Here is a 19,078-nt window from a genome sequence, read left to right on the forward strand (position 1 = left end):
CCGCCGCTTTCCGTCGACTGACTTAACGCTTGCGCGGCACGCCACCGAGCAAGGCCGCAATCGGCCGCTTGGCGGTGCGCGGGTGTCCGGCGGGCTGTGCCGGCTTGGCGGCCTCCGCCGATTCCGCCGGCACAGACGATTCGTACGGGCGGTTGAAGAACGGATCGTCCGATGGGCGGAACGCCGGGCGTACGATCGTGTGATCGAGCACGCGCGCACCGTTACGCTCATCGCGCTCACGGGCGCGACGGACTTCGCTGCGGACACGCTTTTCGTCGCGCTCGCGGCGTTCACGGTCACGCGCCTGTTCGCCGGTCGGATCGAAATCGGCCAGTTGCTCGCGCGGCAAATTGCGCTTGATCAGCTTTTCGATATCGGCCAGCAGACGTTCATCGCCCGGGGCGAACAGCGACAGTGCGTCGCCCGAAGCGCCGGCACGACCCGTGCGGCCAATGCGGTGCACGTAATCTTCTGCGTTGAACGGCAGGTCGAAGTTGATCACGCACGGCATCTGCGAGATGTCGAGACCGCGCGCTGCCACGTCGGTAGCGACCAGCACATCGACGGTACCTTGCTTGAACGCTTCGAGCGTCTGCATGCGTTCGGTCTGCGTCTTGTCGCCGTGGATGGCGTTGGCGTTGATGCCTTCGCGCTCCAGCGCGCGCGCCAGGCGCGAGCAGCCGATCTTGCTGTTGGAGAACACGATGCACTGGCGCGGCAAGCCTTGCTCGGCGCGCTGCTTCAACAGGTGCACGAGCGCGGCTTGCTTGTGGTTGTCCGGCACCGTGTAGATGACCTGGCGGACATTCTCTGCCGTGGCGTTGCTGCGGGCCACTTCAATGGTCTGCGGATGACGCAGGTAGCTGGCGGCCAGCTTCTTGATCTCCGGAGAGAACGTCGCCGAGAACAACAGCGTCTGGCGGTGTGCCGGCAGCAGGTTGATGATGCGCTGCAGGTCAGGCAGGAAGCCCATGTCGAGCATGCGGTCGGCTTCGTCGAGCACCAGCATGCGCACCTGCGACAGGTTCACGCTGCGCTGTTGCACGTGGTCCAGCAGGCGGCCCGGCGTGGCCACGAGGATTTCGACGCCGCGGCGCAGTTGCTCCGTCTGCGGGTTCATGTCGACGCCGCCGAACACGACGGCGCTGCGCAACGCCGTGTACTTCGCGTACTTGGCGACGTTGTCGTACACCTGGTCGGCCAGCTCGCGCGTGGGCGTGAGGATCAGCGCCCGCACCGGATGGCGTGCCGGCGATGCGCTCGTGTTGGCGTCGGGCAGCAGGTTATGGATGATCGGCAGCGAGAAACCGGCGGTCTTGCCGGTGCCGGTTTGCGCGGCGCCCATGACGTCGCGGCCAGCGGTGACCACCGGAATGGCGGCGGCCTGGATGGGCGTGGGCTTGGTGTAACCGCTTTCGGTCAGCGCGCGGAGGACGTCCGGATGCAGGCCGAAGCTGTCGAATGTCACCGATTCATTGGCCGGCGCTTCTGACGCTTCAGACATCGTTGCAGTATTCATAGGGGAGATGCGGCATGCCGGTTGGCATGGCGGCGCGCCAGACCGAAGCGGAAACCCCGCGTGCGGCTCGCGCAAAGCGTTAAAAATCAAAAGTTTATCACGTGAGAACCGGCCCGGGACGGATGATTGGCACACCCTCGCCAATGCCGGCGTCACACCTGCCTTGACACGGATCAAGTGCGGCAGGCGCGCGCTGCGCCACCATCCAGGCATTCCCATCCGCGCCCTGCCCTCTCCCATGGTCACCACGCTCTATGAATCGCCCGAGCATGTCTGCCTGATGTTTTCCGACCTGGTCGACGATCACGACGACCTGCCGGTGCAGACCAACCAGTTCCTCATCGTCGATCATGGCCACGGCGCGCTGATCGACCCGGGCGGCCAGATGACCTACAACGCGTTGTTTCTGGCGATGAACCGGTACTTCCCGCCCAAGCAGCTCGACTACGTGCTCGCCTCGCATGCGGACCCGGACATCGTCGCTTCGGCGGGACGTTGGCTGACGAGTTCAAGTTGCGACATCCTGATTTCGCGCGTGTGGGAGCGCTTCCTGCCGCATTTCTGCAACGTCGGCAAGACCGACGGCCGCATCGTGCCGATCCCGGATACGGGCATGGCGATTCCGTTGGGGAAATCGCATCTGCTGGCCGTGCCGGCGCATTTCCTGCACTCGGAAGGCAATTTCCAGTTCTACGATCCGGTGTCGCGCATCCTGTTCTCGGGCGATCTGGGTGCATCGATGGTGCACGCCAACGTGGCCGCCAAACCCGTGGACGACTTTGATGCGCACCTGCCGTTGATGGCGCCCTTCCACCGCCGCTACATGAGCGGCAACCGGGTGTGCCGGCTGTGGGCGCAAATGGTGCGGGGGCTGGACATTGAATGGATCGTGCCGCAGCACGGGCAGCCTTTCCGCGGTTCAGCCATGGTCAACCGGTTCATCAATTGGGTCGAAACCCTGGACTGCGGCATCGACCTGATGACGCCGGAGATTTTCCGCCTCCCCGCCTTGCCCAACGCACCAGCGGGCGCGACGCTCAAGACGCGGGCTTAGCTGCGGGGCTCGGGGCGGCGGGCAGGATGATCTTCATCATGGCGCCCGACAGCTCCACCGCCAGCACCTCGGCATCGATGCGCGACGGGTCGTGCCAGGTGTACATGAAACCCATGACGCCGCCCATCGAGTGCGCTGCGACGCGCGCATCGCCAAAATCGAACACACCGGCGCGCTTGCCCTCATCGAGCAGCGCATAGAGATCGCGGTAATACGCCCGCGACATGCCGTGTAGCCACTCCACCGTTTCGGGACGCAGGTATTGCCGATCGCGATACGTCAGCGCAGCGGCGTAATGGCACGCGATGCAACGGCGCGCCATTTCCAGCAGACACGCCTGCAAACGCTCCCGCACGGGCAGCGCCGGATCGGCGGTTTCCCGAATGGCCGACAGGCAGATCTGCGCGGCCTCGCGGCACAGGATGTCGAATATCTCGTATTTGTCGGTGAAGTAGTAGTACACCGCCGGCTTGGTTACGCCGAGCGCGTTGCACAGGTCGCTCATCGTCATGCCGGCATAGCCTTTGGTGAAGAAGAGCTGTGCGGCGGTGTCGAGAATCTGCCGGCGGCGCGCCTCCTGCCGCTCGGCAATGTGCGGGCGCGTGGCCGGCGGTGTGACGCCGGAGGCATCGACGGCGTCGGTTTCAGCAGACGGTTGCACGTCGGAAACGGCAGATTTGCGGACGGTGGACATGACACATATTTTCGCATGTCGCCTGCAGATGCGCCGTGGCATGTGCGCATCCTGGCGACATCTTTGCGCCTCGATGCTTGACGCATCAAAGAACGCTTTCTATATTCATACCCGTTGGTATAAAAAATTACCTCTGAGTATAGACAGTGAGGCGCCACGCTGCGCACGCACTGCACAACCCAACGGAGACAAGCTTTGGCGATGGACGAGTCCGAGTATCTCGGCCGCGTTCGCGCGCTCTGGGCGCGCGCATGGCCGGTCGATACCCCACGTGAGCCGCATTACCCGATCGGGCGCGTTGCCCTCACCGACTATCTGCGGCACTGGGCGCGCACCACGCCAGACAAGCCGGCCATCCACTTCTACGGGCACGACACGACGTTCGCCCAGCTCGACGATCTCTCCGACCGCTTCGCCGCGCTGCTCGCGCAACACGGCATTGGCGCGGGCGACCGGGTGGCGGTCTTCCTGTCGAATTGTCCGCAATTCAATGCGGTGTTCTTCGGCATTCTCAAGCTGGGCGCCGTGTACGTGCCGATCAGCCCGCTGTCACAGCGCGCCGAGTTGATGCATGCGCTGAGCGACGCGACACCGCGCGCCATCGTCACGCTGGACCGTCTCATGCCGCTGGTGCGTGACGTGCGGGCTGAAACGTCGATCGAGCACGTCTTCGTCACACGCTACGCAGATGTGCTCCCCACACAGCCGACGCTGCCGCTGCCGGCCATGCTGACCGAGCCGGCGATGCCCTGCGAAGACGTCATCGACTTGTTGCCGGCACTGGCGCAGACCACGCCGATCCCCCTGCCGCCCGGTTCGCTCGATGCGGTTGCCGCGCTCAACTACACCGGCGGCACGACGGGGCTACCTAAGGGCTGCATCCACACGCAAGGGGACATGGTCGACATGGCGGCTGCGTTCTCGGCCGTGTCGCTGCGCGCGGATGCCGACACCGTCCTGCTCAGCTTCTACCCGCAGTTCTGGATTGCGGGGGAAAACACTGGGCTGATCTTCCCTGCCTTCCTTGGCGTGCCGCTGGTGTTGCTCGCCCGCTGGGATGCCGAGGCCTTCATGGCTGGCGTGCAGCGCTACCGCGTGACCAACGGTTCGATGCTGGTCGACAGTGCGGCGGAGGTGATGGCGCATCCGCGTGTGCATGCGTACAACCTGCGTTCGCTGCGGCATACGGGCGTGTCGTCGTTCGTGAAGAAGCTGAACCCGGAATACCGGCGCGCGTGGCGCGAATTGACCGGCTCGATGATGGCCGAGAGCGCCTGGGGCATGACGGAAACGCAGACCTGCAACAGTTTCACGGTTGGCATGCAGGACGACGATTTCGATCTGCGCTCGCAGCCGATTTTCGTGGGCCTGCCGGTGCCCGGCACTGATTTCAAGATCTGCGATTTCGACACGCACGAACTGATGCCCATCGGCGCCGAAGGCGAACTCTGCGTGCGCACGCCAACGCTGCTGAAGGGCTACTGGAACAAGCCCGACGCCACCGCCCAAACGCTGCGCAACGGCTGGTTCCACACCGGCGACATCGGCTGCATCGACGAGCAGGGCTACCTGCACTATCTCGGCCGCCGCAAGGAGATGCTTAAGGTCAATGGCATGAGCGTATTTCCGGCGGAGATCGAAGCCATGCTCGGCAAGCATCCGGCCATCCTCGGTTCTGCCGTGGTCGGCCGGGCCGACGAGCAGCGCGGCCAGCTTCCCGTCGCCTTCGTGATGCTGCGCCCCGAGGCCGTCGGCACATTGGATGACGCCGCGCTCACCAGCTGGTGCCGCGAGAACATGGCCGTCTACAAGGTGCCCATCGTGCGCATTGTCGATGCACTGCCGCTCACGGCCACCGGCAAGGTGCGCAAGCAGGACCTCGCGCCGCTCGCTGAACAGCTCTAACCCACCTCCGCTCCATGACGTTTCGCAAACTGCTGATCGCCAATCGCGGCGAGATCGCCATTCGCATTGCCCGCGCAGCTGCCACCATGGGCTTGCCCTCCGTCGCCATCTATTCCGAAGACGATCGTGACGCGCTGCATCCGCTGCGCGCCGATGAAGCCGTGCCCTTGCCTGGAACCGGCCCGCGCGCGTATCTCGACGGTGTGGCCATCCTCGACGCTGCACGCGCAGTTGGTGCCGATGCGGTGCATCCGGGCTACGGCTTCCTGAGCGAGAGCGCCGCCTTCGCGCGACAGTGCGCACAGGCCGGCGTGCAGTTCATCGGACCGCCGCCGCGCGTGCTCGATCTCTTCGGCGACAAGGCACGCGCTCGGGCCCTTGCACACGAGGCCGGCATTCCCGTCGTCAGCGGCACGCAAGGCGCGACCACGCTGGAAGAGGCGCGCGCCTTCTTCGCCGCGCTGCCGCCCTCGCACGGCATGATGATTAAGGCCGTATCCGGCGGCGGTGGACGCGGCATGCGCGCCGTGCACGATGCGCAGGCCATTGCCGACGCGTACGCGCGCTGCGTATCTGAAGCGACTGCCGCAGGTGGTGGCGGCGACGTCTATGTGGAAGCGCTGGTGCCCGCGCCGCGCCATATCGAAATCCAGATCGTCGCAGACGCGCACGGCCACGTTACGCACCTCGGCGAGCGTGAATGCAGCCTGCAGCGCCGCCACCAGAAACTGATCGAGATCGCGCCCAGCCCCGCGTTGGACGATGCGCTGCGTGCACGCATTGCCGAGGCCGCCGTCACGCTCGCCAAGGCGGCAGGCTACAGCGGCATCGGCACCTTCGAGTTTCTCGTGGAAGGCGCCGGCACGCCCCACGCCACCTTCTACTTCATGGAGGCCAACCCGCGCGTGCAAGTCGAACACACGGTCACGGAAATGGTGACGGGCGTCGACCTGGTCGCGACACAACTGGCGCTGGCGCAAGGTGCGTCGCTCACGGATTTGGGGCTCGAGCGGCCCATCGCACCGCGTGGCCACGCCGTGCAGGTGCGCATCAATGCGGAGACCCTCGACGCAGGCGGCCAGCCGCACCCGTCCACCGGCACGCTCACCGCATTTGAGCCGCCCAACGGCCCCGGCGTGCGTGTCGACACCTGTGGTTATGCGGGCTACCGCCCGAACCCGCGCTTCGATTCACTGCTGGCCAAATTGATCGTCCACGCGCCGCACGGCACGTATGCGCAGACGCTGACACAGACGTACCGCGCGCTGTGCGAATTCCGCATCGAAGGGCTGGCCACCAACAAGCGGCTGCTGCAAGACCTGCTGCGCGATGCTGACGTGCAGGCCAACGCCGTGCACACGCAGTTTCTCGATGCGAAGCTCGCCGACTTGGCCGCCGGCAACGGCGAAGCGCATCCCGCACTGCACGCCACGTCGGCCGCCACCCCGGACCTGACGCCCGCAACGTCATTCGTCGATGACCTTCCTGACGACGCTGAAGTGCTCACGGCGCCGATGGATGGCGCACTGATCCAGATGCATGCACTAGCCGGTGCCACCGTCGCGCGCGGCGAGGTGCTGGCCGTCATTGAAGCGATGAAGATGGAGCATGTCGTCACCGCACCGGCTGCTGGTCGTGTGTTGCAGGTCTGCGCGCAGTCAGGCGCAACGGTGCGCGAAGGCCAGCCGCTGGCCGTGCTGCAGCCCGCCGACGCACAACATGACACCGCAGCCGCCAATGCCGAAATCGACCTCGACCACATTCGCCCCGACCTGCAAGCCGTCATCGAGCGCCATGCGTTCGGCCTCGACGCGAACCGTCCGGAGGCCGTCGCCCGCCGCCGCAAGACCGGGCAGCGAACCGCGCGCGAGAACATCGCACACCTGTGCGACGCCGACTCGTTCATCGAATACGGTGCACTCGCCATCGCAGCGCAACGCCAGCGCCGCGCACTCGACGACCTGATCCGCTCGACGCCGGCCGACGGCATCATCACCGGCATCGGCACCGTCAACGGCTCGCAGTTCCCCGATCAGGACGCGCGCTGCATGGTGCTCGCGTATGACTACACCGTGCTGGCGGGCACGCAGGGCACCTTCAACCACAAGAAGACCGACCGTGCGCTGGAATTGGCGCAGCAATGGAAGCTGCCCGTTGTGCTGTTTGCCGAAGGCGGCGGCGGTCGGCCGGGCGACACTGAAAAGCGTGGCGTCAGCGGCCTGGACTGCCCGACCTTCATCCACTTCGCGCGTCTTTCAGGGCTGGTGCCGACCGTCGGTATCGTCTCGGGCCGCTGCTTTGCGGGCAACGCTGCGCTGCTCGGCTGTGCAGACGTGATCATCGCCACGCGCGACGCGACCATCGGCATGGGTGGCCCCGCCATGATCGAAGGCGGCGGTCTTGGCGTCTACGCGCCCGAGGAGGTCGGCCCGGTCAACGTGCAGGCGCCGAATGGCGTGATCGACGTGCTCGTCGAAGACGAAACTGAAGCGGTCGACGCCGCGCGCCGCTACCTGAGCTATTTCCAGGGGCCACTCGCCGACTGGGAAGCCGGCGACGTACGCCACCTGCGACACGTGATTCCCGAAAATCGCATGCGCAGCTACGACATGCGCGCCGTGATCGATGCGCTGGCCGATACAGGGTCTGTGCTGGAACTGCGTCAGGCGTTCGGCGTGGGCATCATCACCGCGCTGATCCGCATCGAGGGCCGCGCCTTCGGCTGCATTGCCAACAACCCGCGTCATCTGGGCGGCGCCATTGACTCTGCGGCGGCGGACAAGGCGTCGCGCTTCATGCAGTTGTGCAACGCATTCGATCTGCCCATCGTCTCGCTGTGCGACACACCGGGTTTCATGGTCGGGCCGGAGGCGGAGAAGACGGCCACGGTCCGCCACGTCAGCCGCATGTTCGTAACGGCCGGTAACTTGCGCGTGCCTTTCTTCACCGTCGTGCTGCGCAAAGGCTACGGCCTTGGGGCGATGGCCATGGCAGCCGGCGGTTTTCACGCACCGCTGTTCACCGCGTCGTGGCCGAGCGGCGAGTTTGGCGGCATGGGCATCGAAGGCGCCATCCGTCTGGGTTACCGCAAAGAGCTGGAAGCCGTGGAAGACCCGGCAGAACGAGAGGCGTTATTCCGCAAGATGGTCGATGCCGCTTACGAGGAAGGCCGCGCACTCAACATCGCCAGCTATCTGGAGATCGACGCGGTGATCGACCCGGCCGATACGCGCCGCTGGCTGTTGCGCGGGTTGCAATCGGCGCCGCCCGCCCCGCCGAGGCACACACGCGACCCCGCCACACGCCGCTTCATCGACACCTGGTAGCCGAGAACACACACAAGGAGGAGACATGCCCGCAGCGATCCGCTTTGCCCGTCCGTTGTCCGCATCGGCCTGTGCGGCAGCGTTGCTGTTCGCACCGCAGGCCCATGCCGCAGACCCGGCGCCGATCAAGGTGGCGTTCATCGATCAGCTGAGCGGGCCACTCTCGAATGTGGGCGAGCAGTTTCTAGCGAATCTGAAACTCGGTATCGACGATGCCAACGCGCAGCCGCAAGGCGTGCTCAACGGTGCGCGTTACGAGCTGTCGACCTACGACAACAAGCTCTCGGCGCAAGACAGTCTGTCGGCGCTGCAGAGCGCCATCGACGCGGGGGCGAAGATTGTTTTCACCGGCGGCTCTGGCTCTTCTGTAGTGGCGGCCATGGTGGATGCGGCCACCAAGCACAACGAGCGCAATCCGAACAGCCGTGTGCTGATCATCAACTACGCATCGATCGACCCAGACCTGACGGGCGCGCATTGCAGCTTCTGGCATTTCGCCACCGAGGCCAACACGGCAATGAAGATGCGCGCGCTGGCCAACTTCGTGAAGACGCAGCCCGATATCCGCAAGGTGTATTCGCTGAACCAGGACTACGCGCACGGCCGGCTGTGGGCGTCGCTGGGCAAGCAGATGATCTCGGCCGCGCGGCCCGACGTGCAGTTCACCGGAGAGACACTGCACCCGATCGGCAAGGTGAAGGACTTCGCGCCTTACGTCTCGAAGGCCAAGGCGACGGGCGCAGACACGCTCCTCACCGGCAACTGGGGGCAAGACCTGAACCTGCTCATCAAGGCCGCCGGCGACATGAGCTACGACGTGCGTTATCTGAACCACAGCGGCGCGGGGGCGCCGGGTACGGTGCTCGCCGTCTCGCAGGCCAAGCTCGGCAAGGTGACCTGGGTGTCGGAATGGACGCCGGGCAACGGCAACGCGCAACTGATGCAGATGGATGCGCGCGTGCGGCAGACGCCCGCCGGCGAGCACTTCGCGCCGCGCACCGTGCTGTCGGTCGAACTGGTGACGGACGCCATCCGCAAAGCCAATTCGACCGACCCGTTGAAGATTGCGCTGGCGCTGGAAGGCATGCAGAAGCCGAGCTTTCTCGGCGACGTCACGATGCGCAAGGTCGACCACCAGTTGCTGCTCCCGCAGGTGGTCTCGACCATCGCGCCGGTGGACGGAAAGACCGTCAAGGTCGGCTACGACGGCACCCAATGGGGCCACAAGACCGAGAGCACAACCGCAGCCAAAGACCTGGACCTGCCGACCGTTTGCAAAATGAAGCGGCCGGCGGGCGCTTAAACGGTCGGGCCGAAAATCAATCAGCGCGGTCCGTGCGCAGGGGGCCGTATTCGATTGGCACCCAAGCGAAGGCGTTGCCGTCGCGGCGCACGTGGCCCAGGCCCGGGAACGGCAGATGTGCGCCGGCCACCCAAAGCTTGTCGCGCGCTGCTTCTGCAAACAGCTTGCGGCGCGAGGCGATGGCGGCCTTCTTGTCGACGTCGTATTCAAACGCGACCTCGGGGTGCTGGAACTGCACCGCGTGGCTGTGCACGAGGTCGCCCCAGACGAGCAGGCTGCGTCCCTTCGATGCAAACAGATAGCCGCTGTGCCCCGGCGTATGCCCGTTCGCGACGACCGAGCGCACACCCGGCACCACCTCGTCGCCCGGCTTGAACTGCTTGAGCTTGCCCGCTGCCGCATACGGCGCCACGGAGTCGCGCGCCATCTTGAAGAACGGCTGCATGTCGCTCGGCTTGGAAGCGGCGATCGTTTCGCTGAGCCAGAAATCGGCTTCCGGCGCGGCCACATACACCTGCGCATTCGGAAAGGCCGGCTGGCCTTGCGGCGTCAACAGACCGCACGCGTGGTCCGGATGCAGGTGCGTCAGAAGCACGGCGTCGATCTGCTCGGGCTGGTAGCCGGACGCGCGAACGTTGCCGGCCAGACCGCCCATCGTCGGGCCGAAACACGTGCCCGAACCCGTATCGACGAGGATGCGCTTCGCGCCCGTGTCGATCAGAAAGCCGTTCACCGCCGTCTGCATGCCGGGCGTGTTCGATACAAACATCCGCGCCAGCAGGCTCTGCACGGATTGCGCGTTCAGACCAAGCAGGGTCTTGGCGGGCAGATCGGTGTAGCCGTCGTAGAGCGCTGTGACCACGTCGTCGCCGAGCGCCATGCGGTAATAGCCTGGCACTTGCGTGCGTTGTTGCGTTGGCGCGGCGGCGGCAGATGCTGGCGTCTGGGCATAGGCGGATCCGATGGACGCCACCATCGCTGCGGCCACGGCGACTGAAGTAAGCAAACGCATGTCTTGGCTCCCGTAAAAGGCCGCTGCCCCGGTGCAGCGGCAAAAGCCGGATCATGCCACCGCCTCGGCACATTGCGTTGCCGCCATTGGCGACAGGGGTATTGCCCAGAGGGAAATGCGCCGCATAAAAAGAAACAAGGCCCGACATGCCGGGCCCATGCTTCAGACCAATCGACGGCGGCTGCGCAACCGCGCGTCAACCGGGTACGTGCTTATTGCACGTGGAACTTCGGCGTCGATACCACCGTGCCGCTCACCGTACAGTCCGGCGTGAGCAGTGCGTTGGTAAACGTGAGCGACGAGTTCGGATCGTTCCAGGCCGTCACGACCTTGCTGGGGCCGCAGCTGCCCAGCAGGAACACGTTGACCGCCGCATTGTTGATCGACAGCTGGGTGGTGCTGTCGGCCTGGCCTGTCCACGGGGTCGCGCCGGAGATGAGGCCGCACGTCCCGCCGCCGGTAAACGATGTGGACGTGATGTTGACGATGCCCGAAGGCGTGATCGTGCCGGTGAAGGTCGCTGTGCAATTGGCGCTGATGGAGCCTTTGGACAGCGTGGTCTGGCCGGTGACCGAGAATGGCTCGCCATTCGGGTTCATCGGTTGACCATCGACACGCGAGACGGTGACGGCAAGTGCGGGTGTGGCTGCTACGGTGGCAAGTGCGAGTGCAACTGCAAGAGATACGACTTTACGTGTGCTCATTTATTGCCTCACTAGAACTGACGGTAGAAACCGCCTTAAGAATGCGGCGCAAACCGGTTCCCGCTCGATTCACGCCGCGCCGATTAGCCAGGCGCAGACAGCCGACACCCGGCTAAAACTTGTACGACACCCCAACGAACGTGATGATCGGATTGGCCTTGAGCGTGGTCTTCGTGGTGGCCAGCGTGGTGCCGTCCGCCGCCTTGATGACGGTCGCCGCTTCGGTCTTGAGCGGCAGGTACGACACCGTTGCCGTCAAGGCCCATTGCTTGTTGATCGCGTAGCTCGCACCGAGGTTGAAGATCGGCGCCCACGACGAAGACGATTTACCCTCGACATACGTCGGCCCCGGTTTGCCCGCCCCCGCCGCCAGCACGCTGCCCAGCTCGCGATTCACGGCCGCCGCAAAGTACGGATTCAGCTCGATGTTGGTGAAGAAGCTGTAGACCACACCCACGCCCACGAACGGACGGAAGGTCGACTGCGCGTGCCCGAAGTACCACTGCAGGATGACCCCGGGGCTCCATTGACGCGCCTTGCGCACGGCGGGCTGGTTGGACGGGTCGTCCAGATCGACGTGGCCGAGCGCGCCAGCAGGCCCGGGCGCGCGGATCACGCCATGTCCGGTCAGCTTGAATTCGGGCGGCACGCCGGCGATCGTGGTCAGCGCAATGTTGTCGGTAAAGAAGTGCGTGAGCGTCAGGCCCAGCGTGTTGGCATTACCCACGCGCAGCCCGCTGTTGGGTGACGTGAAGCTGCCGGGCAAGCGCAGCGGATCATTGATCGGCGCATTGATCACGCTCGTGGTCAGGTTGTTGCTCGAGTCCTGCGGCATGATGTGGAACCAGCCCACCGTCGCCACGTTGTCACCGGCCTGCTGCGCCATGGCACCTGCGGATGCGCAGGCCGCCATCAATGCGACAGTCAGTTTCTTCATGATGCTTCCTCCTGTTGTTCTGAGCGGAGCGCGGTTGTCTGTGCCGCGCCCCGTGGCGTGTTATTCCGGAAACGTCACTGCACGAAGGCGCCCACGGTGAAGTACGGGTTCTTCGTATCGCTCATGTCCAGGAAGCCGAAGGTCTTGCCGGTAAAGATCAGCTTGCCCGTCGGGGCCGAGCCGGCCGGTGCGCTGGTCTGCGTGGTGCGGATCACACCCGGGACGGCTTGCGTGAAGTCGAGGTTCAGCGGTCGCGCCAGCGCAGCCTGCGATGCGTTGAACGGATCGAGCATCGTGGCCTGCGCACCGACCAGCGCCGTCGCACGGTAGTTGAACGTGCTGTCCACACCCGTGTATTCGCCGTCTTGCGAGCCCTGCGCGATGTTGCCGACCGGCGCCATGAAGGAAATGCCGGACTCGTCATCCGCCACCGGGGGGCCGGCCGTCAGATCGGAGTTGGCGGCGCCCACGCGAATGAAGATCGGCACGAGCTGGCCATACAGCTTGCCCACGATCATCACGCCCTTGCCTGCCTTGGCCGGGTCGAGCGACGACACCGTTGCCGGCACCTGCGGCTGATAGTTCAGCGTGGTGAAGGCCGGCGCGTCGCCGCGCAGCGTCAGCTTCTGGTTGACCGTCGCGCTTGACGTCAGGCACGCCCCGCCGTTCTTCACGCCGAGGTTGTCGCACTCGGTGTAGGTGCCGTCCGCGTTGATGGTGAAACGCGCATCGACCGCCTGCTGCGAGAAGTTCTGCGACGGCACCTGGTGGTAGCCCAGCTGGTTGTAGTTGCCCGCAATCTTGTTCAGATCGGTCTCGGTGTTCGAGAAGCTGATGAACGGGTAATACGGGAACGTGGTTTGCGCAATCTTGCCCACGCCAACGATGCCGTCGAACTGGATCGTCGCCCCCGGAATCGTGCCGCCCAGCACGCCCTGCCCCAGGAAGAACCGCGCCGGACGGCTCGGATCGAGGCTCGCGTTATTCAGGCGGAACGCGCACTGGTTCAGTTTCTCGGTCGGCAGCGCCGTCTCTTGCGTGAGCGTGCCGGTCTGCACGTTGTTGGGCGCCGTATCGCGGGTGGGCGCCACGGTGCCCGTCTTGACCGGAATCGGCGAGGCCAGATACGTGATCTGGTACGTCATCTTCGTCGTGTCGAGCTGCACCTTCACGAGTTCGCCCGAACCCGACCCGCCAGTGAAGACGGTGTTGTAGTCGATGGCCTGCGGACACAGGCGCTGGATCACCGGAGCGGGCGAATCATCACCGCCGCCTCCGCACGCTGTCACCATCGGTGCGCAAGCGAGCACGACCAACCATTTACGCCATTGCATTTGCGTTTCCTCCGTGTTGTTGTTCCGTCGCGGCGGCGCAGCGTGCACAGGTCACGCACGCCGCCGCATGTGGTTTCGTTGTTGCGCGCCTCACTGGACGAATGCGCCGACCGTGAAGAACGGGTTGTACTTGTTGTTGTTCATGAGCATTGCGTACACGTTGCCTACCTTGACCGCTACGCCGGTGTCGCCGGCCTTGAACAACGCAACGTTGCCGCTGGCGCCCTGCGCGTTGAAGTCGTTCTGCGCGGTCACGATCAACTTGCCCGGCGAGCTTTGCGTGTAGTCGAGCCCGAACTGCGCCGTCACACGTGACGTAAGCGGGTTGATGAAGGCGGCGGTGCCGTTCTGGAACAGCGTGGAGGTGTAGTTGGCGGCCAACGTCGACACGGCCGTGCCATCGCTGCAGTTACCGGCGTTCGCGTGGAAGAAGCCACCGCTATAGGAGCCTGACAGTTCAGGGTGATCGACCGTCGCGTTCAAGCCGTTGCCGCTGGCAGGCGCACCACTTGGCCCGTTGTTGGTGACCACACCGCAAGCCGAGCCGCTGGTCGCACCAACATAGCCGCCCTTGAGCGCGTTGGCCGGGATTGCCGTTGCAGGAGAGAGGATCGAGATACCGATCTGGTCATCCGCCACCGAAGCCAGCAAGTTCGCGGCATCGCTATGCGAGTAGCCCACTCGGATCACCACCGGCACCACCTGCCCGTTGAGCTTGCCGGCAATCAGAATGCCCTTGGCTTGGCTCGGCGCCAGCAGCACCAGCGGCGAGACCTGGCCTACATACGGATACGGCACGCTGCTGCTGGTCGGGTTGCTGACGAACACGTTATCCTGCGAGCCATCGGCGTTCTGACGCAGCGTCCACGGCGTGCCGGTCGTGTGGCAGGAATAATCGATCCCTTCCGCCGTACAGGTGCCGTCGGCATTCAGCGTTTGCGTCCAGTTGACAGCATCGGGTTGCCAGCCTTGCGGTGTGGAGGTCTGATTGCCGGAACCCGTGGGCGTGACATGCACGCCAACTTGGTTGTAGCGCCCCGCGACCTGCGAGAAATCGGTCACGGTCTCGGAGAAGCCCAGGAACGGGTAGAAATCAAACGTCCGCGACGGCACCGCGCCAATCACGACCCCCGGAATCGGCTGGATGCCGTCAAACTGGATAGTCGCCCCCGGAATGCCGCCACCCACGATGCCCTGGCCGACAAACAGCATCGGCGGGTCTTGCGGATTGACCGTGATCGCGTAGCTGTTGTCCGCCGTCTTGCCCGACTGCAGCACGAAAGCGCAGCGGTTCTGCTCGGGCGTCGGCAGGTTCGTCGGATGGACGAACGTGCCATCAATGGTCAACCCCTTGCGCGTCGTATTGACCTGCCCCGCCGAAGTCGGCACCGACGACTCGAGGAACTGCATCTGGTACGTGTTCTTGCTGGTGTCGAATTTGACCTTGATGTACTCGCCGCTGCCGGAGCCGCCGGTGTACGTGGTCGTGTAGTCCAACGCCGCCGGGCAAAGACTTGTCGGCGTGCTGGGCGTGGTGACGGCTCCGCTGGGCGGGCAAGAGCTGCCCGAACACTGCGCCACATCCGACGAGCCGGGGTCGTCCGCCCCACCGCACCCGCCAATAAACGGCATGGCCACTATGCAACTGGTTGCCATGACAACAAAAAGATGACGTCGACTACCCATGGTTGTCTCCTCACGTTTTGAAACTTGTTGTGTTTTGGGCCGGCGAATGTGTGCAACAGCCGGTCAATACCCCCGCCTGCCGGCAAACGACAGCCGACAGCGCACGACCTGCCCCATCGGCAGATCGACCTGCAAACGACAAAAACGACGGACGTGCTTTGGTCGCGTTAACCGACGGCCAGCCGGTCTCACGCAGATCGGCCGGGCGCCGATCCCAAGAACAATCGAGGTAACGTTACTAGCGTGGACCCGCCCCGCCACCGCAGCTGCAGCGACGACGATGGCGATGACGCGCGTGGGCACGCGCAGAAGCGGAATGCTGGAAGGGCCCGTTTTGAATGCGTAACATCCTGTGTCTCCGAAGGGTACGCTACTGGCTATTTACTTATCGTTATGGCCGAAACTATGGTCCGCTCAGAGTATGAAGTAAATAGAGATTTCATTCAAAACAACTCCCGCAATCTCCCGTACAAGCAGGCACGGCGCGGTTCGGCGACTTTTCAAACGAGAGAATGAAACCGATTCGTTTGAAGCGTTTTAAACTCCCCCCTCCAATTGGGGGAAAGCTTACGCACTGAGACGTTATTCAAATATGTCGAAATGAATATATTTCGCCGAAAACTGCAGGCGTAGCAAAATACGATCCCGAACAATAACGCGCGCTAACGAACAGAAGACGGCCATGTGCCATGGGCACGCAAACGCGGATGAACCGAGGGAAAAGGCGGGGGAGCAAAAGATGGTGGGCCGGGTGGGATTCGAACCCACGGTGTCCTTTCGGAGGCGGATTATGAGTCCGCTGCCTGCAACCAGCACGGCGTCCGGCCCTGTCAAACAGGAAAAAAAGAGACCCGGCGCTTAGGCCGGGCCTGGTGCGGGATTTTACCCGAAAGTGGGCGCAAGCCCACTCGGAAAATCGCCTGCCTCGCTAGAATCAGCTTCCCTCGAGGAAGCTCTTCAGCTTGTCGGAGCGGCTCGGATGGCGCAGCTTGCGCAGTGCCTTCGCCTCGATCTGACGGATACGCTCGCGGGTCACGTCGAACTGCTTGCCGACTTCTTCCAGCGTGTGGTCAGTGCTCATTTCGATACCGAAGCGCATGCGCAGCACCTTGGCTTCGCGCGGCGTCAGCGAATCGAGCACGTCCTTCACCACACCGCGCATGGAGCCATGCAGCGCTGCTTCGGCCGGGGCCAGCGTGTTCGTATCCTCGATGAAGTCGCCCAGATGGGAGTCGTCGTCGTCACCGATCGGCGTTTCCATGGAGATCGGCTCCTTCGCGATCTTCATGATCTTGCGGATCTTGTCTTCCGGCATCTCCATCTTCTCGGCCAGCGTTGCCGGATCCGGTTCGTTACCGGTTTCCTGCAGGATCTGACGCGAGATGCGGTTCATCTTGTTGATCGTCTCGATCATGTGCACCGGAATACGGATGGTGCGCGCCTGGTCGGCGATCGAACGCGTAATGGCCTGACGGATCCACCACGTGGCGTACGTCGAGAACTTGTAGCCGCGACGGTATTCGAACTTGTCCACCGCCTTCATCAGGCCGATGTTGCCTTCCTGGATCAGGTCGAGGAACTGCAGACCGCGGTTCGTGTACTTCTTGGCGATCGAGATCACCAGACGCAGGTTGGCCTCGGTCATCTCGCGCTTGGCCTCACGGGCGCGGCGCTCGCCTTCCGACATCTTGCGGTTGACGTCCTTCAGCTCGGTCAGCGGCAGCACCACGCGCGCTTGCAGGTCGATCAGCTTTTGCTGCAGTTCGTGCACGGCCGGCACGTTACGCTCGACGATGGTGCTGTACGGCTTGCCGTCAGCCACCACGGTTTCAATCCACTTCAGGTTCGTCTCGTTGCCCGGGAAGCGCGCAACGAAATCGCCGCGCGGCATGCCGCACTTGTCGACCACGATGTTCAGGATGGCACGCTCAAGCTTGCGCACTTCGTCCACCTGGCCGCGCAGCGTGTCGCACAGCCGCTCGACGTTGCGTGCCGTAAAGCGGATCGTCATCAGCTCGGCCTGGATGGCTTCCTGCGCCTTCACGTAAGGCTTGGACTTGTAGCCTTCCTTCTCGAAGGCACGGCGCATCTTGTCGAACTGCTCGCCGATCACACCAAACTTGACCAGCGCAGCCTGCTTGAGCTCTTCGAGTTGACGGGCCGAAGCTGCCGCAGCGCCGGCACCTTCATCGTCCTCGTCTTCCTCTTCGTCGCCTTCTTCTTCGGCTTCTTCTTCCTCGAACTCCTCTTCTTCCTCGGCAGCAGCAGCGGCCTCGGCTTCAGCGTTCGGGTCGATCAGGCCGTCGATGAATTCGTCGATCTTGGATTCATCGTTGGCCACGCGCTCGCCCATGGCCAGGATTTCCGAAATGGTGACCGGGCAGGCCGAGATGGCCATGACCATGTCTTTCAGGCCGGCCTCGATGCGCTTCGCGATTTCGATTTCGCCTTCGCGCGTGAGCAGCTCGACCGTGCCCATTTCGCGCATGTACATACGCACCGGGTCGGTCGTGCGGCCGAATTCGGAGTCAACCGTCGACAGCGCGGCTTCGGCTTCTTCTTCAGCCTCTTCTTCCGTGGTCACGGAAGGCGCGTTGTCGTTCAGGAGCAGCGTTTCGGCGTCCGGAGCCTGCTCGTACACGGCAACGCCGATGTCGTTGAGCGTGGCAACCAACGTTTCCATCGACTCCACGTCGACCATGTCGTCGGGGAGGTGGTCGTTGATTTCAGCGTAGGTCAGGTAGCCGCGCGATTTGCCCAGCTTGATCAGCGCCTTGAGCTTCTGGCGGCGGGCCTCAAGCTCTTCTTCCGAACCGCCTTGCTGCGAAGCAGCGAATTCCTTGAGCAGGGCTTTTTCCTTGGCCTTGCGGTCACGGGCCTTCAGCTTTTCGGTTTTCGGTGCCGGAGCGGCGGGGGTGTCAAATTCTTCAGTCACGTCCGTGCTGCTGTCATCGTCTGCCTGCGTCTCTGCCTTGGGCTTGCGGCCGCGCTTCTTGGGCTCGGCTGCGACCTCGGCGCGGGGCGCGGGAGGAGTTGTGGGGGTGGCCCCTGCCTGGGCGGTGCGCTTGGTGTCTTCCGCGGTTGCCTTGGCTGGCTTGGCTGCGGTGCTGGTACGAGCGGTACCCGTCTTGGTTGCGCTTGCGCTGGCAGTGGTCTGCTTGCTCTCGACTTCGGTAACTTTCGATTTCGCCACGGTGGTTGTCTTGCCCTTGAGTGCGACGGAAGCGGCTGTGCCGCCAGGTCTGGCGCTCGTGCTCATCGACGTCGAGACCTTGCCTGAGGTTGAAGATTGGATCGCGCCCTTTGTGCGCGCTGTCGGTTTGACAGTCTTGGCGGCGACGGCGATATCGGCGGTCTGGCGCGGCTGGGTTTTCCCCGTCTTTGCCGGCGCAGTGGCCTTCACTCCTGTCGATCCCGCCTGCCCCACATGAGTCCGACCATTCGCGACTTTCGCCGTTCCCGCTGAAGTCTTTCCTCCCCCCGAGCCGCGCGCCGATGAGGATCGCTTGGCAGAATCAGAAGCAGGACTGGCCTTGGAACCGGCCTTCGCGGAGGTCTTCACCTTCACCATGGGCACGCTCACTCCCCCAAAAATGGGAAAAAG

13 protein-coding genes and 1 tRNA gene are annotated in these 19,078 nt (G+C 64.0%); 5 read left to right on the top strand and 9 right to left on the bottom strand.

The window, feature by feature from the left end; genetic code table 11:
* Positions 1-22: 22 nt before the first annotated feature.
* Complete coding sequence (locus R2669_RS07940) at positions 23-1,504, bottom strand: DEAD/DEAH box helicase (protein WP_430708773.1); 1,482 nt, start codon at positions 1,502-1,504, stop codon at positions 23-25.
* Positions 1,505-1,757: 253 nt separating this feature from the next.
* Between R2669_RS07940 and R2669_RS07945 the strand changes: the two genes are divergently transcribed.
* A complete protein-coding gene (locus R2669_RS07945; RefSeq protein WP_316873712.1) occupies positions 1,758-2,573 on the top strand; it encodes an oxygen-binding di-iron domain-containing protein in 816 nt (271 codons plus the stop codon).
* Here the strand turns inward: R2669_RS07945 and R2669_RS07950 are convergent.
* A complete protein-coding gene (locus R2669_RS07950; RefSeq protein ID WP_147214623.1) occupies positions 2,557-3,267 on the bottom strand; it encodes a TetR/AcrR family transcriptional regulator in 711 nt (236 codons plus the stop codon). The two genes, R2669_RS07945 and R2669_RS07950, sit on opposite strands and share 17 nt — an antisense overlap.
* 201 nt (positions 3,268-3,468) lie before the next feature.
* Between R2669_RS07950 and R2669_RS07955 the strand changes: the two genes are divergently transcribed.
* Genes R2669_RS07955 through R2669_RS07965 form a run of 3 tightly spaced genes read left to right on the top strand, consistent with a single transcriptional unit; the run spans position 3,469 to position 9,801 of the window.
* Positions 3,469-5,172 carry an AMP-binding protein gene (locus R2669_RS07955; RefSeq protein ID WP_316899528.1) on the top strand — a complete coding sequence of 568 codons (1,704 nt, stop codon included), beginning with the start codon at positions 3,469-3,471 and terminating at the stop codon, positions 5,170-5,172.
* A gap of 14 nt (positions 5,173-5,186) precedes the next feature.
* A complete protein-coding gene (locus R2669_RS07960; protein WP_316899531.1) occupies positions 5,187-8,498 on the top strand; it encodes a carboxyl transferase domain-containing protein in 3,312 nt (1,103 codons plus the stop codon).
* A 25-nt stretch (positions 8,499-8,523) separates the two neighbouring features.
* Entirely contained in the window at positions 8,524-9,801 is a 1,278-nt protein-coding gene (locus R2669_RS07965; RefSeq protein WP_316899533.1) for a branched-chain amino acid ABC transporter substrate-binding protein, read from the top strand.
* Positions 9,802-9,817: 16 nt separating this feature from the next.
* Here the strand turns inward: R2669_RS07965 and R2669_RS07970 are convergent, their stop codons facing one another.
* The 7 genes from R2669_RS07970 to rpoD all read right to left on the bottom strand — a co-directional run bounded on the left by R2669_RS07970 (position 9,818) and on the right by rpoD (position 18,733).
* Positions 9,818-10,813, bottom strand: a complete 996-nt coding sequence (locus R2669_RS07970; RefSeq protein ID WP_102066503.1) for an MBL fold metallo-hydrolase — start codon at positions 10,811-10,813, stop codon at positions 9,818-9,820.
* Positions 10,814-11,025: 212 nt separating this feature from the next.
* Positions 11,026-11,517 (bottom strand): hypothetical protein, encoded by a 492-nt coding sequence (locus tag R2669_RS07975; protein WP_027680914.1) that lies wholly within the window; start codon positions 11,515-11,517, stop codon positions 11,026-11,028.
* Between the two features lie 112 nt (positions 11,518-11,629).
* On the bottom strand, positions 11,630-12,454 hold the full coding sequence (locus tag R2669_RS07980; RefSeq protein ID WP_147214618.1) for an OmpW/AlkL family protein: 825 nt from the start codon (positions 12,452-12,454) through the stop codon (positions 11,630-11,632).
* A 74-nt stretch (positions 12,455-12,528) separates the two neighbouring features.
* Complete coding sequence (locus R2669_RS07985; protein WP_316889649.1) at positions 12,529-13,788, bottom strand: DUF2957 domain-containing protein; 1,260 nt, start codon at positions 13,786-13,788, stop codon at positions 12,529-12,531.
* Positions 13,789-13,878: 90 nt separating this feature from the next.
* Positions 13,879-15,474: a DUF2957 domain-containing protein gene (locus R2669_RS07990; RefSeq protein ID WP_147218037.1), complete on the bottom strand. Its 1,596-nt coding sequence runs from the start codon at positions 15,472-15,474 to the stop codon at positions 13,879-13,881.
* A 740-nt stretch (positions 15,475-16,214) separates the two neighbouring features.
* Positions 16,215-16,302 (bottom strand) — tRNA-Ile (locus R2669_RS07995).
* A 106-nt stretch (positions 16,303-16,408) separates the two neighbouring features.
* Positions 16,409-18,733, bottom strand: a complete 2,325-nt coding sequence (gene rpoD / locus R2669_RS08000; protein ID WP_316884090.1) for an RNA polymerase sigma factor RpoD — start codon at positions 18,731-18,733, stop codon at positions 16,409-16,411.
* Between rpoD and R2669_RS08005 the strand changes: the two genes are divergently transcribed.
* Positions 18,726-18,905, top strand: a complete 180-nt coding sequence (locus R2669_RS08005; protein WP_258035456.1) for a hypothetical protein — start codon at positions 18,726-18,728, stop codon at positions 18,903-18,905. The two genes, rpoD and R2669_RS08005, sit on opposite strands and share 8 nt — an antisense overlap.
* The last annotated feature ends 173 nt before the right edge of the window (positions 18,906-19,078 follow it).

The organism is Ralstonia edaphi (assembly GCF_958350185.1).
Classification (GTDB): Bacteria; Pseudomonadota; Gammaproteobacteria; order Burkholderiales; family Burkholderiaceae; genus Ralstonia; species Ralstonia edaphi.